The sequence below is a fragment of the Chitinophaga sp. genome, assembly GCF_017745275.1.
Lineage (GTDB): Bacteria > Bacteroidota > Bacteroidia > Chitinophagales > Chitinophagaceae > Chitinophaga.
Genome location: NZ_JAGHZS010000005.1, coordinates 503,644 through 520,975 on the forward strand (window position 1 = coordinate 503,644; position 17,332 = coordinate 520,975).

Here is a 17,332-nt window from a genome sequence, read left to right on the forward strand (position 1 = left end):
GCGTTTACAGTGTTAATACTTTAAGTAATATGCTTAATAAAGTGATCGATTTGCTGCACACGGCAAAAAAGGATGGCATTCATATTATGCTGAATGAAGGAGGCCTGCAGGTAAGTGTACCCCAGGATAAAAAGATCAGCCCTGAACTGTTAACAGCAATAAAAGACAATAAGGAGTTTATCATCAGTTTTTTGAACGATGACAGACGGAAAGAATATCATGATGCAGATGATCGTCCCTTAATTGCTTTTAAGAGAACGAACGGTGTGCCCGTTCCCTTATCTTTTTCACAAGAACGCTTATGGTTCCTGGATCAGTTGCAGGGAAGCATTGCTTATCATATGCCTTTTGTGTTCCGCATTGAAGGAACACTGTCTGTTTCCCTGCTGGAGCAGTCGCTTCGGCAGATCATAGATCGGCATGAGGTATTACGGACGGTGATTGAGGAACGGGAAGGACAAGGTTATCAGCGCCTGTTGCCATCAGCAGGCTGGCAAATGGAATACCTGGCAGATCTGCCGGTATCCACAGGCGACTACCTGTCAGCTTTTATTCACCGGCCTTTTGACTTGTCGGCAGAGTACCCGCTAAGGGTATGTTTGCTGAAAGTTTCGGCTACAACATATATTCTTGCCGGTGTGTTGCATCATATCTGCAGCGATGGCTGGTCTGTACCCTTATTAACAGCGGAACTGACAGCCCTTTACAGCAGTGAACCTGCTGCGTTGCCGGCGCTGCCGCTACAGTACGCAGATTACGCATTGTGGCAACGTGACTATCTGCAAACTGCGCATTATACCAGCGGGCTGGAGTACTGGAAGAAACAGCTATCCGGGTTGGTGCCTTTCCGTTTAACAGGTGACCAGGTGATGGGAGCCGGCAGCCGGGGAGGAGCGGTAGTAACCCATCAGTTAAGCAGCACTTTGTCAGTGGCGTTAACGCAATTGAGCCAACGGGAAGGCAGCACTATGTATATGTTGCTGTTGACGGCTTTTAAAGTCCTCCTGTATCGTTATAGTGGTATTCATGATATTGCTATCGGCACTTCCTCCGCAGGCCGCCGCCACCAGGAACTGGAAGGCTTGATAGGTTTCTTTATTAATACGCTGGTATTGCGTAGTCATCTCCGTGGAGAGCAATCATTCACGGAGCTGTTACAACAGGTGCGTAAAACTACACTGGCGGCTTATGATCACCAGGATGTTCCCTTTGAAAAAATTGTAGAACATTCAGGGGTACAGCGGGATCGGGGCAGTAATCCATTGTATGAGATCCTGTTTACGATGCAGAATAATGAAGGAGGAGCGGAGCTTGCACTGGAAGGGCTAACTGTTGCGCCATTATCGCAGATGGTAAACGGTGCGCAGTTCGATATTAACTTCAACGTGCGGGAGGGCGACGGGCATTTACTGCTTGATGTCATTTATCGTAGTGAGCTATACAGCGAAGCACTGATGTTACGTTTGGTAAGTCATTATGAACGTTTGCTGGAAAGTATTGTAGCAAATGGGGGGCAGCGGATAAGCCAGTTATCGATGCTGACAACAGCGGATGAAGCATTGCAAATTTCTTTTAATAATACATCCTGCAACACGATACAGTTCTTAATGGATAAAGAAACCGTTGTCGACGGGTTTCTGCGACGGGTAGCCATGGAACCGGATGCTCCGGCGCTGGTATATGCAGGCGGCACGCTCACTTATGCTGAACTGGCAACACGCAGCCGTATGCTGGCTAATACACTGCAGTCCTATGGTGTGAGTGCAGGTACACCGGTGCTGCTATGCATAGCGCGTGGTGCCGATATGATGACTGGTATACTGGGTATTCTGATGGCTGGCGGCGCTTATGTGCCGCTGGAACCGGATGCTCCTGTTGGCCGGCTGGAATACATTATCACCGATAGCGATAGTGAAGTAATTGTGACTTCGAGTAATTATGTATCGTTATTTCCATACCGCACCTGTATCTGCATAGATACGTTGCGGCCGGTGTCGGCGCCAGCCATGCGGTTGCCTCAACCGGAAGATGCTGCCTATATTATTTATACTTCAGGCAGTACCGGCAAACCCAAAGGAGTGAAGATCACGCATAGTAACCTGCGTAATTATATAGAGCATAGCATAGCGGAATATATAGGCAGCGGAGAGGGTAGTGGCAGCTATGTACACCTGTCCTATACTTTTGATGCTGCTGTAACCGCCTTGTTTGCGCCTCTGTTGGCTGGTCGCCGGGTGGTGATGGGGAGTAACAGCGGATTGGATGTTTTTGAAGATCCGTTGTTTTTATCAGCAGCTCCTTATGACTTTATAAAACTCACCCCGGCGCACTTACCTTTACTGACGCCGGTGCTTACCAGCAGAACTCCCTTGCTGACGAAACGTTTGGTACTGGGTGGAGAAGCTTTGCTACCCGCTCATTACGAGGCGCTGAAGGATTATGACATAGAGATTATTAATGAATACGGTCCTACGGAAGCCACTGTGGGCTGCAGTATTTATCGTTTTAATACCAGTGACCAGCATATTGGTGCCGGCCCGGGTGGCGTATTGATTGGTCATCCGATCCGGAATATGCAATTGTACGTGCTGGACCAGGATAGTAATATATGCCCGGTAGGTGTGCGGGGCGAATTATGTATCAGCGGTACTGGTTTGAGTACGGGATATCACCATCAACCCGGACAAACAAAACAAAAATTTATCCCGCATCCCTTTGGAAATGGGCTGTTATATCGTACCGGGGATATGGCGCAACTTGAGCCAGACGGCAATTTAGCTTACCTGGGCAGGCTCGACGACCAGGTGAAGATCCGCGGTTACCGCATAGAACCGGGTGAAGTGGAATCGATACTCGGTGGCGGCCCTGGCGTACAACAGGCAGCGGTGGTGGTTATAGGTGATGCCGCTAAAGGATTCCGCTTAGTTGGGTTTGTTGTAAAAGAAGGAGATTACCGGGAAGACGCAGTAATGCAATACCTGCGGATACATTTACCGGAATATATGCTGCCCGCCAGGCTTACGGAAATAGCCCTGATGCCGTTAACAATGAACGGTAAAATAGACCGGGCTGCATTGGCGGCCCAGGCCACTGCTATGCCGGATACAGCTATCTATGAAGGAGCGCGCAATCCCACGGAAGCAAAACTGGTAGCCATCTGGGAAGAATTGCTGGAAGTGTCCCCGGTAAGTATCCATGACGATTTTTTCAAACTCGGCGGCCATTCTTTATTGGCCATCCGGGTAATTTCCGCTGTCAGGAAAGCATTGAATATTGAAATAGATATCAAAGAAATATTTGACTATCCAAGTATTAGCCAGTTGTCATCGCAAATCAGCGCACCGGAGCCGGTAGATCAGGGATTTACTATTATCCCGAAAGCTGCAGGTAACATTGCACCGCTTTCTTTTTCCCAGGAACGCTTATGGTTCATTGACCGCTTACAGGGAAGTACGCAGTACCACATCTCACAGGTATTCCGTTTGAAAGGCTTGCTGGATACTGAAGCGCTCAGATTTGCCTTTAAAACCATTGTGCAGCGACATGAAATATTATGCTCGGTTATCGGGGAAAAAGATGGGGTAGGCTACCAGGTATTAAAAGATACACACGCATGGGAAATTGAATTTATTACACCTGGAAGCAGTACTGACTTACCAGGTTATATACAAACACTTATTGACCAACCATTTGATTTATCTGCTGATTATTTACTAAGGGTGACTGCCATCCGGATAGCACCGGCAGAACATATGTTGGTGATAGTCATGCATCATATTGTATCAGATGCCTGGTCTATGGGGATCATGATGCAGGAACTGGCACGGCTGTATAACAGTCGCTCAGGGAAAACAGCTTTTGAGCTGCCGCCTTTGTCCATACAGTATGCCGACTATGCTGCCTGGCAAAGAAGTTATTTCAATACGGACGTATTATCCGGCAAGCTGGCCTACTGGCGGGAGCAGTTAAAGTCATTGCAGCCGTTTGAATTGCAGCCGGATTATGGCCGTCCTGCCATAGCAGATATCAGGGGTGCTGAAGTAAATCTTTTACTCTCCGCATCGTTGTCTGCCGCCTTACAGGCGTTTTCGCAGGCAGAAGGCGTTACACTGTTCATGACGCTTTTAAGTGCCTTTAAAGCATTGTTGTACCGCTATACCGGCATGTCCGATATTTATGTGGGCTGCCCTGTCGCCGGCAGGTATCACCAGGAAACAGAGCCGCTGGTCGGGTTCTTTGTTAATACCCTTGTGATGAGAAGTAAGATAGATGGCCGGGATCGCTTCTCTTCATTGCTGGCATCCGTCAAACAAACGGCATTGGATGCCTATAAGCACCAGGAAATTCCATTTGAAAAAATAGTAGAAGTATTGGGAGGAGAAAGGGACCTGAGCAGACATCCAGTATTCCAGATATTATTTAATGTACAGAATAATCCGGTAAGGAATATCCCGGCAATAGATGGCCTGGAAGTGAGTATGGAAGGGCAGGAAAGTATTACCGCGAAATATGATATTGTTATTAATGCTACTACTTCAGAAGAAGGATTACATATTAACCTGACTTATAACAGCCGTATATATGCAGCCTCGCATATGCAACGGTTTATGAGTCATTATACGCGCTTACTGGAAAGTATTATAGCAGATGCCAATCAGCATATTGCACAGTTGCCGATGCTGACAGCTGCGGATGAACAACTACATATCTCTTTCAATAATACTGCTTTTAACGCCCCTCATTTATTTCCGAATAATGGTACGGTCATCGACCTGTTTTTGCACCGCGTGGCGATGCACCCGGATGCGACTGCGCTGGTACATGCAAGTGGTACGCTGACTTACGGTGAGTTGGCATTGCGTAGCCGTACACTGGCCGATACATTGCGGTGCCATGGTGTAAGCGCTGGCATACCGGTACTGCTCTGCGCCGATCGCGGCGCCGATATGATGACAGGCATACTGGGTATCCTGTTGGCCGGTGGCGCTTATGTGCCAATGGAAGCAGATGCTCCCGCTGCACGCCGGGAATACATGATCACTGACAGTGGCAGTGAAATAATAGTAACCACCAGCCGCTATGCATCATTATTCACTTCCGGTACCTGCATCTGCGTAGATACTTTGACGCGGCCTTCAGCCATGGAAATACCTTTGCCACAACCCGGTGACGCTGCCTATATTATTTACACTTCCGGCAGCACAGGTAAACCTAAAGGGGTGAAGGTCACACATCATAACCTGAGCAATTATATTGAACATAGCATTTCTGAATATATAGAAAGCGTAGACAAAAATAACAGGACAGGCAGTGGTAGTTACGTGCATTTGTCCTATACTTTCGATGCCGCTGTCACTGCTTTATTTGCACCTCTATTGGCAGGTCGACCGATAGTGATGGGCAGCTATACAGGGCTGACTGTTTTTGAAGATCCGTTGTTTTTATCTGCCGCTCCATACGACTTTATAAAACTTACACCGGCTCATTTGCCTTTACTCATACCGGTGCTTAACAGCGGTGCTCCTTTGGTGACGAAATGTTTGGTACTTGGAGGCGAAGCCCTGCAGCCGGCACATTATGAGGCACTGACTCATCATGACATAGTAATCATTAATGAATATGGTCCTACAGAAGCTACAGTGGGCTGCAGCATTTATCGTTTTCATACCAACGACCCCCATGTTGGTACGGGTCCTGGTGGTGTATTGATTGGTCGTCCGATCCGTAACATGCAACTGTATGTAGTGGACCGGGATGGAAACAAATGCCCCGCAGGAGTGCGCGGAGAACTCTGTATCAGCGGCGCAGGTCTTTCTGCAGGGTATCATCATCAACCCGGACAAACACAACAGAAATTCATCACCAATCCATTTGGTTCCGGGTTATTATATCGTACGGGAGATATAGCGCAACTGGAATCAGATGGTAATTTATCCTATCTGGGCAGGCTGGACGACCAGGTAAAGATCCGTGGCTACCGGATAGAACCAGGCGAAGTGGAAGTCGTGCTGAGTAGCAGCCCTGGTGTACAACAGGCTGCAGTAGTGGTGGTAGGGGATGCAGAGAATGGATTCCGTTTATCCGGATTTGTTGTAAAAGAAAATGATTATAACAAAGAAGCAGTAGTGCAATACCTGCGTATGCAGTTGCCGGAGTATATGCTACCCGCCCGGCTTACGGAAATAAAAGTTATGCCGTTGACGGTGAATGGGAAAGTAGACCGGCCCGCATTAGCCGCTATGGTAACGTTTACACCGGATGTATCGGTATATGAAGGTCCGCGTAATCCAACGGAAGAAAAACTGGTGGCCATCTGGGAAACATTGCTGAATGTATCTCCGGTAGGCATCCATGATAATTTCTTTGAACTGGGCGGCCATTCACTACTGGCCATGCGTGTAGTAGCAGCCGTAAGAAAAGAATTAGACAGGGAGTTGGTAGTAAGAGATATTTTTCTTTATACCAGCATTGCCAAACTGGGCGCTATACTATCGGATGCACATACTGCATCAGCACTTACCTTACATGCCTATCCACGCGAAGGCAGGATGATTCCTTTATCTTTTTCCCAGGAACGTTTATGGTTCCTGGATCAATTGCAGGGCAGCACTGCTTATCATATGCCCTTTGTTTTCCGTTTAGCGGGTGAACTATCTGTTTCCCTGCTGGAAAATGCACTCCGGCAGATCATCGATCGGCATGAGGTATTACGCACGGTGATTGATAACCGGGACGGACAAGGTTATCAACAGGTGTTACCTTCCTCATCGGGTTGGCACCTGGAATACCTGGCAGATCTGCCGGCATCTACAGCGGAGTACTTGTCGGCTTTTATCCGCCGGCCTTTTGATTTGTCTTCCGATTATCCGCTGCGGGTATGTTTGCTGAAGGTGTCCCCTAGGGAATATATGCTCGCCGGTGTATTACACCATATCTGCAGCGATGGCTGGTCTATACCGGTATTAACTGCAGAACTGGCGGCTTTTTACAGCAGTACGCCTGCTACACTCCCCGCCCTGCCCCTGCAATATGCAGATTATGCATGGTGGCAACGGGACTATTTGCAAACGGCACATTACACTGCCGGGTTAGACTACTGGAAAAAACAGTTATCGGGGCTGGTACCTTTCCGTTTGGCAGGAGACGAGCGGAAAGCATCCGGCAACCGGGAGGGTGCGGCGCTGAGTTATCGCCTAAGCAACCAGTTATCCGCTTCACTGACGCAATTAAGCCAGCAGGAGGACAGTACCATGTACATGTTGCTGTTGAGCGCTTTTAAAGTGCTCCTGTACCGCTATAGTGGTATCCGGGATATTGCTATCGGTACATCTTCTGCAGGACGTCGTTACCAGGAACTGGAAGGATTGATTGGTTTCTTTATCAATACGCTGGTATTGCGTAGTCATCTGAATGGTGAACAATCATTTACGGAGCTGTTACGGCAGGTGCGTGAAACCTGCCTGGCAGCTTATGATTACCCGGATATTCCTTTTGAAAAGATCGTAGAAACTTTAGGTGTACAGCGGGACCGCGGCAGCAACCCATTATATGAGATCCTGTTTACAATGCAGAATAATGAGGGAGGAGCAGAACTTGCACTGGAAGGTTTAACGGTTTCGCCATTGACGCACCTGGTGAGTGGCGCGCAGTTCGATATTAACTTCAACGTGCGCGAGGCAGACGGCTATTTAATGCTGGATATAGTTTATCGCAGCGATCTGTACAGCGAAGCGATGATGCAACGTTTTGTGCGTCACTATGAACGTTTGCTGGAAAGTATAGTCACAGGTGCAGGGCAGCAGATAGGTAAGTTGGCTATCCTGACCGAATTGGATGAGCAATTGCAGCGGTCTTTTAATGACACCTTCTGCAAACAGGGTGTATGTAATAATATTTCCTGTAGTAATGTTTCCTGCAGCAGTAATAATGGTAATATAGCCGCTCTGTTTCTAACAGACAACGATACCGTCATAGATGTATTTCTTCGCCGGGTAGCGATGCATCCGGATGCAATTGCGCTGGTATATGCAGGTGGTACATTAACTTATGGTGAACTGGCATTGCGTAGTCGTGCCCTGGCTGATACGTTGCTGGCTCATGGCGTAAGTGCCGGTATGCCGGTGCTGCTATGTACAAGCCGTGGCGCTGATATGCTCACCGGTATACTGGGTATTCTGCTGGCAGGCGGCGCTTATGTGCCGCTGGAACCGGATGCTCCTGCCGGCCGCCAGGAATATATTATCACAGATAGTGGTGCTGAAGTAATAGTGACCACAAGCAACTATGAATCTTTATTTCCATACCGCAGTTGCATTTTCGTGGATACTTTAACGCCACTGCCTGCAGCCGCAATACGGCTACCACAATCCAGCGATGCCGCATATATCATTTACACATCCGGCAGTACCGGTAAGCCAAAAGGGGTGAAGATCACCCATAGTAATCTGCAGAATTATATAGCGCATAGCATTGCTGAATATATTGGCAGTGGAGCAAGTAATAATGAATACCGTGCAGGCAGTGGCAGTTTCGTACACTTGTCCTATAGCTTCGATGCGGCGGTAACCGCCTTGTTTGCACCGTTACTGGCGGGGCGCCCGATAGTGATGGGCAGCAATATGGGACTGACTGTTTTTGAAGATCCTTTGTTTTTATCCGCTGCTCCATACGACTTTATAAAACTCACCCCGGCTCATCTGCCTTTACTGATACCAGTACTCACCAGCGCTGAAACGCTGCTAACGAAACGTTTGGTACTCGGTGGAGAAGCCTTGCAGCCGGCTCATTACGAGGCATTGACAGGTTATGACATAGAGATCGTAAATGAATACGGCCCTACAGAAGCTACCGTAGGTTGCAGTATTTATCGCTTTAATACCAATGATCCTCACATTGGTACTGGTCCGGGTGGCATATGGATAGGTCACCCTATCCGCAACACGCAACTATACGTGCTGGACCAGGATGGCAATATATGTCCTGTAGGAATACCTGGAGAACTCTGTATCAGCGGTGCGGGCCTTTCTGAAGGATATCATCATCAACCGGAACAAACACAAAATAAATTCATCACCAACCCTTTCGGCTCCGGGTTATTATACCGTACAGGAGATATAGCACAACTGGAATCATCCGGTAATTTATCCTACCTGGGCCGGGTGGATGACCAGGTGAAAATCCGCGGTTACCGTATAGAACCTGGCGAGGTGGAAGTAGTGCTGGGTAGCAGCCCTGGCGTACAACAAGCGGCGGTAGTGGTAACAGGCGATACAGGAAAAGGATTCCGTTTATCCGGGTTTATTGTAAAAGATGCGCATTATAGGAAAGAAGTAGTTGACCAATATCTGCGTACACAGTTGCCGGAATATATGTTGCCGGCACAAATCACGGAGATAGCCATGTTGCCGTTAACAATGAATGGAAAAGTAGACCGGTCTGCGTTGGCTGCGATAGCCGCCGACGCACCGGTCAGCAAAACATATGAAGGCGCCCGCAACGAACTGGAAGTAGTACTGGTAAAGATCTGGGAAGAATTGCTGGACGTATCGCCGGTAGGCATCCACGATAATTTCTTTGAGTTGGGCGGAGATTCTATTATCACCATTCAGTTGGTCAGCCGCGCCCGGCGCTTTGGTCACTACTTTGAGGTAGCAGACGTATTCAGCTACCAGGATATTGCTGCATTGTCAGTGTATATTGCAAACCGGGATAAAGAAGAATTACAGGGAGAACAGGGCACTTTAAGTGGTAATAGCGGATTGTTGCCGGTGCAACAATGGTATTTCACCAATAACGGAAAAAATGAACATATTTCACACTTTAATCAAAGTGTATTACTGCGTATAGCCAAATCTGTGAGTACGGATACCTTGCATCGGGTGACGGAATTATTAGCTGTCCGCCATGATGCGCTTGGGTTCCGCTATCACCAAATGCCCACGGGTGAATGGGAACAATCTTACGTTGGTGGCAGCGATGCTTTTGTAACAGCAGATTTGCAGCATGTAGAGGTGGCCTCATTGAATGAAGCCATTACCCATCATAGCCAGCAATACCAGGAAAGCCTGGACATCGCCGCTGGCCCCATTTTCCGGATGGTATTGCTATTAACGCCTGCGGCAGAAGAACATCACCGGCTATTGCTGATCATCCATCACCTGGCAGTAGACGGTGTATCCTGGCGTATCCTGTTGGAAGACCTGGATGCAATGCTAACGGCCTTACAAGCAGGCCAGGCATATGAATCACCCACTAAAACAAGTTCTTACAGGGAGTGGCACCAGGCTTTATCAACATATAGCTTCAGTTCTCAACTTCCTTACTGGGAACGTATCAGCGCCGGTTATCAGCCATTACGCGGAGTAAAGGAAGAAGAAATAATAATGGTGCGTCGTGCAGATATGGCCGAACAGGTTGTTCATTTTCCAGCCACACAAACCAGGTATTTATTACAGGAAGTTCACCGCGTTTATCAAACGGAAGTAAACGATATATTGCTGTACGCTTTGTGCCGCAGCCTGACATCCTGGACGAGGCATTCCCGCGTCCATATAGGGCTGGAGGGCCATGGCCGCGAAGCTTTGCCGGGAATAGACCTAAGTCGTACCGTGGGCTGGTTTACCACCATGTACCCGGTGATGCTGGAAGCCAATCACGATAATACCCGCGACAACCTGTTAAGCATTAAAGAACAATTACGCCGGATTCCAGGAAAAGGAATCGGTTATGGCGTATTAAAATACATCCACGGTGCTGCCGGTTTATCCGGCAAAGATCCGTGGGACCTGGTATTTAATTACCTGGGTCAGAGCGACAATGTCCTCCAAAAAAGTGGCTGGATCAGTGGTGCCACAGAAAACGGTGGACAGCCAGTGAACGATGGCATTTATAACAATACTCTGATAGCTGTTAACAGTATTGTCTCCGGTGGCAGCCTGCAAATGAACTGGAGCTATAGCCGCGCTCATTTCAGCGAATCAGAAATAGCAGCATTAGCAACCGCTTATTTTACCTGTTTGCATGAGCTGATCGCTCATTGCCGCGAACAAGGCAACAATGATATTACCTACGCAATTCCTTCAGATTATGGCCTGTCTGGTGATGTGAGTTACGAAGCGCTAAATAGCTTTTTGTCCGGTATGGAAGGAGCTGTGGCAAGAAGAAAATTGTTATCAGGTGTTTACCGGTTAAGCCCTTTACAGGAGGGGTTATTATTCCATGGATTATATGATGAAAGCGGCGGTGCCTATGTAGAACAATTTCGTTGTGAAGTAGGTGGTTTAGATGAAACTGCCTTTATCCGCAGTTGGGAATATTTATTACGTCAGCATAGTATTTTACGTAGCAGTTTTTATGCAGATGTATTTGATATTCCTGTCCTGGCCGTATATCACCAATGTACGTTGCCCTTGCAACATCTGGACTATCGTGGTAAGTCTGAAGCAGAACAGCAGTTACTGATAACCGCTTACCTGCAGGCCGACCGGGAAGCCGGATTCGATTTTCAACAGGCGCCGTTGATGCGGTTTGCATTGATCCGTTTGGACGAGTCGCGCCATGAAATGATCTGGACATTCCATCACCTGATCCTGGATGGTTGGTCTACCCCTGTGCTGATGGAAGCATTTTTGCAAATATATGAACGGGTGTTAGCCGGCGCCGCTGTACCTGTGTTAACGGAAGACCGCTACGAAGATTATATCCGTTACATTGCTGCACAGGACAAGGATGCATCTGTATCTTACTGGAAAGGCTATCTGGAAAATATAACGGAAGGCTGCCTGTTACCCTTCATAAAGGATACGGCTATACGTACAAAAGGAATAGGAGAGTATAAAGAGCAACTGTTATGGCTTGACAAAGAACAATCTGAGCAGGTAACAGCCTTCTGCAGCCGGCATCATCTCACCGTGAATACATTAATGCAGGCGGTATGGAGTTATATATTATCCCAGTATACCGGTAGTAGCCGCATTACTTATGGCGTCACTGTTTCCGGCAGACCGGAAGATTTACCCGGTGTAGAAAAAAGAGTAGGACTATACATTAATACGCTTCCTTTCCATATGGAAATAGTGGAAGACCAGCCGATACTCACCTGGTTAGCGGAGGTACAGGCAGAAATGCTGAGAGGCAGCCGTTTTCAATATAATTCACTCAGCGCTTTGCAGGGATTTACGCCAGTGAAGGGTGACTTATTTGATACCATGATTACTTTTCAGAATTACCCGGTGACAGAGGTGACTACGAGCCCGCAATGGCAATTGAAAATTGATAACGTACATATACAGGAGCAAAGTAATTATCCATTAAGCCTGGTGATAGGGTCTGGTGCTGTGATTTCTTTACAATGTAATTATAATGCCGACCTGGTAGCGACTTACTATGCCCAACAGGTATTGCAGCATATTGTTCATGTTTTACAGCAAATCCTTTCTCTCCCACAAGGAAGTATAAAAGATCTTTCCCTGCTTACTGCCGCAGAAGAAGCGATGATATGGAGGTCGTTCAATCAACAGGTGCAAACAGTAGAATGTGGTGATACGGTAGTGGAACAGTTCTTGCGCCGCGTGGCCATCCACCCGGAGGCTCCGGCACTGGTACATGCAACCGGCACACTGACGTATGGAGAACTGGAATCGCGAAGCCGTAGGCTGGCCACTACATTACGGTCCCACGGAGTAAGTGCCGGTATGACGGTGTTGCTATGCACGGAGCGCGGCGCCGATATGATGATTGGTATATTGGGTATCCTGCTGGCCGGTGGCTGCTATGTACCACTGGAACCAGATACTCCCGCCGGCCGCCGGGAATATATCATCACCGATAGTGGCAGTGCTATAATAGTGACCACCAGTCACTATATCTCCCTCTTCTCTTCGCATAACTGCATTTGCATCGACACTTTAACGACGCTGTCAACACAGGAAATACCTTTGCCACAACCCGATGATGCGGCTTATATTATTTACACTTCCGGCAGTACGGGTAAACCCAAAGGGGTAAAGATCACGCACCGTAACCTAAGTAACTATATTGCGCATAGTATAGCCGAGTATACAGGTAGTATTGACCGGCCAGGTAGCGGCAGCTACGTACACCTGTCCTATACGTTCGATGCAGCTGTTACCGCCCTGTTCGCGCCTTTACTGGCAGGTCGCCGGGTAGTGATGGGCAGCAACACCGGCCTCGACATTTTTGACGATCCGCTGTTCTTGTCCGAGGGCCCTTATGATTTTATAAAACTTACTCCGGCACATTTACCGTTATTCACGCCGGTACTTACCAGCAGAACCCCTTTACTGACGAAACGGTTGGTGGTGGGAGGAGAAGCTCTGCAGCCGGCACATTACCAGGCACTCGCCAACTATGATATTGAGATTATTAATGAATACGGTCCTACTGAAGCCACGGTAGGTTGCAGTATTTACCGGTTTAATACCAACGATGCCAACATTGGTACCGGCCCCGGCGGCGTATTGATTGGCCGCCCGATCCGGAATATGCAGCTATATGTATTGAACCAGGCTGGTCGTTTGTGTCCGGCTGGCGTGCGCGGAGAACTCTGCATTAGCGGTGCCGGTCTTTCTGCAGGATATCACCATCAGCCGGTACAAACACAACAGCGATTTATGCTGAATCCATTTGGCCCGGGACTATTATATCGTACAGGTGACATGGCACAACTGGAACCAGGAGGTAACTTATCCTACCTGGGTCGCCTGGATGACCAGGTGAAAATCCGGGGGTACCGCATAGAACCCGGCGAGGTAGAAGTAGTGCTGGGCAACAGCCCGGGCATACAACAGGCAGCCGTAGTGGTAGCAGGCGATGCCGGCAAAGGATATCGTTTAGCGGGATTTGTTGTGCCAACAGCAGATTATGCGAAGGAAGAAGTAAATACATATCTGCGTACACAGTTACCGGAATACATGCTGCCTGCCCAACTCAGGGAATTGGCTGTAATGCCATTAACGGTAAACGGAAAAGTAGACAGGGCTGCATTAGCCGCCATGGAAACAGTAATGCCGGATACCACTACCTATGAGGGCCCTCGTAATCCAACAGAAGCAAAACTGGTGGCCATCTGGGAAGAGTTGTTGAATGTATCTCCGATAGGTATTCACGATAATTTCTTTGAACTGGGGGGCGATTCCATCATTACTATACAACTGGTGAGCCGTGCAAGAAGACAGGACCTGCTGTTACAACCCAAAAATATTTTCAACTATCAGAGCATTGCAGCATTGTCTGATTTCCTGGCACAACAAACAGTGATAACAGCAACACTGAGTGAACAGGGAATGCTCGGCGGCGCCGCAGGACTTTTACCCATACAGCAATGGTATTTTCAGCATAATGGTGACAACGAAGACATCTCACATTTTAATCAACACCTGTTTTTATCAATAGACAAAGCGATTGATGGCACTATGCTGTCAGCAGTAATAACAGCGCTGGCAACGCAACATGATGCACTAAGGTTTAATTATAAACATGCAGGGCAACATCACTGGGAGCAAACCTATGAAGACCTGTTACCGGAATTGACGGAAATAGATCTCCGGAATAAAACAACCGCAGAAATTCCCGCATTGATTCATCAGTATTCAAATGAATACCAGCAGCGGGTAAACATTGCAACTGGCAAATTATTCCAGGCAGTATGGATACGCATGCCGGCAGAAGATAACAATAACCGCCTGCTGTTAGTGGTACATCACCTGGCAGTCGACGGTGTTTCATGGCGTATCCTGCTGGAAGATATAGAACTATGGCTGAGCAAACTACAGGAACAGGAACACATCCGGCCGGAAATAAAAACAAGTTCCTACCGGCAGTGGTACCAGGCCTTAGTGAATTATAGCCATAGTCAACCACTGCTATCCCAACAGGCTTATTGGGAAAAAGCCGTTGCACAGTACGTACCGCTGCCAGTTGATAAAAAAGACAAATCCGGCATAACGAGAGCCGGCGATTTTCAAAGTATTGATGTAATACTGGATGAAGAATATACCAGCGCTTTACTACAACAGGTACCTAAAATATACCAGACGGAAGTGAATGACATACTGCTTTGTGCCATGGCTACCTGCATCAGCAGGTGGACGCAGCGCACCGTGGTAAATATCGGACTGGAAGGCCACGGACGGGAACATTTATCGGAAGATATTGATATCAGCCGTACTGTGGGCTGGTTCACCACCATGTATCCCGTTACCCTGTCTGTATCGCACACAGATATTCGCCATCAGTTATTAAGTATAAAAGAACAACTACGGCAGGTGCCCATGAAAGGACTGGGATATGGCGTGCTGAAATATATCAGCAAAGAAGAAAAATTACAGGGAAAAGATCCATGGGACATCTTATTTAATTACCTCGGTCAACAGGATAATGTGATAGCCAAAAGCGCCTGGTTGTCCGGTGCCGATGAAAGCGGCGGCAGGGATGCTGCATTGTCAGTTGTAAGGGGAATATTAATAGACGTAAACAGTATGGTGCAGGGAGGGCGACTCATGATTACCTGGCGGTTTAGTGAAAAGCATTACGCAAAATCTACCATCACATTGCTGGCGCAACAGTATCTCCGGCAATTACAGGAATTGATCACGCATTGTCTGCAGGCAGTAGAGGCGCAAACTTCTTATGCAGTTCCGGCTGATTATGGTCTTTCTGAAGATGTCAGTTATGAGGAGCTAAACCGCTTTTTAAATGGAAGCACTCCGGAAGCAGATAATATTATGAGTTTCTAATAGCTAAAAAAAATATAAATGGGTATCAAACAATTTATACAAAAACTGGGTCAGTTAAATCTTTTTTTAGCAGTAGAGGAAGATAGACTTGTTTTAAAGAGAACGAAGAAACAGGCCGCCGGAGATGTTGCTACCGTGAACATTGACGAAGAAATTGTGCGCTATATAAAATTAAATAAGAGTGATCTGATGCAATATCTTTCTGAACAGGAAGAGTTACAGCCGGTGATAAAGGGAGAAGGTATTGTGGCGGTTTACCGTCTGAGCGCTTTACAGGAAGGATTGCTGTTTCATAGCCTGTATGACTCGTCCGGTGGCGCCTATATCGAACAATTCAGTTGCGAACTGGATGGCCTGGAAGAATCTTTTTTTGTAGCCACCTGGCAGCACCTGATACAGCAACATAGTATCCTGCGGAGTGGCTTCTATGAAGATGAATTTAATGTAATGGTGCAATGCGTTTATAAAAAAGTAGCTGTACCATTAGTCAAATTGGATTATAGTGAAAATTCGCCCGAAGAACAACAGGACCTGCTGAAAAAATACATCGCTGCAGATAGCATACAGGGCTTTCATCTCAAGGCTGCGCCTTTGATGCGGTTTACCCTTGTTCGCCTCGGAGCAGATAAATGCCAGCTTATCTGGACATTTCATCACCTGATCCTGGATGGCTGGTCTACCTCTATATTGATGGGAGAATTCCTGGAAATATATGAACTGTTTTCACAGGGAAAAGCGCCGGTGGGAAAAGCAGAAGATAAATATGAAGATTATATCCGTGTACTGGCAGACAATGATAAACACGCGGCAGAACAATACTGGCGTAATTATCTGAAAGACTTATCAACGCCGTGTTTGTTGCCCTTTATCCGTGAAGGAGTGGATAGAACCAAAGGAGTAGCGCTTTACAGGCAGGAGTTGTTATCGTTGGACAAACAGCTGAGTAAAAAAATAGACAAATATTGTCGTACCCATCGTATTACGGTAAATACTTTCATGCAGGGTATTTGGGCTTACCTGCTACACGGATATACCGGCAAGGAGGATGTGGTGTACGGTATCACGGTTTCCACAAGACCAGATGATTTACCCGATATGGAATCCAGGGTAGGTATGTATACCAATACACTGCCTTTATATACCACTGTTTTACCGGAACAGCCTGTGGCAGACTGGTTTCGTCAGTTACAGGAAGATCAGGTGCAAAGCCGTGGATACCAATACAGCTCTCTGAGTGAAATGCAGGTATGGACCGGTATAGGAGGTGATCTCTTTGATACCATGATCACTTTTCAGAACTACCCGGTGAGTGAAGTGATCAAAAGTAAACAATGGCAACTGGAAGTAAAGGACGTAGAGATTATAGAGCAAACCAGTAATTATCCCTTATCACTGAGGATCATGTTGGGAGATGTAATCAACATACAATTCATCTATAAAGAAGCCGTGATAGATGGAGCGCTTGTAAAATCAATTACCGGTCATTTTGAATATATCTTACAACAACTGCTTGCCGGAACAGCAAATACTTTGGGTGATCTCCGCCTGGTGACAGCGGCAGAAGAAACCATCCTCCA

The 17,332-nt window shown here is 47.3% G+C and carries 2 protein-coding genes; both read left to right on the forward strand.

Annotated elements, in window-relative coordinates:
• Positions 1-29 precede the first annotated feature (29 nt).
• Positions 30-15,755: a non-ribosomal peptide synthetase gene (locus J7623_RS17095; RefSeq protein ID WP_291922533.1), complete on the forward strand. Its 15,726-nt coding sequence runs from the start codon at positions 30-32 to the stop codon at positions 15,753-15,755.
• Positions 15,756-15,773: 18 nt separating this feature from the next.
• Positions 15,774-17,332, forward strand: a 1,559-nt coding sequence (locus tag J7623_RS17100; protein WP_291922534.1) for a condensation domain-containing protein, incomplete at its 3' end; no start/stop codon positions are given.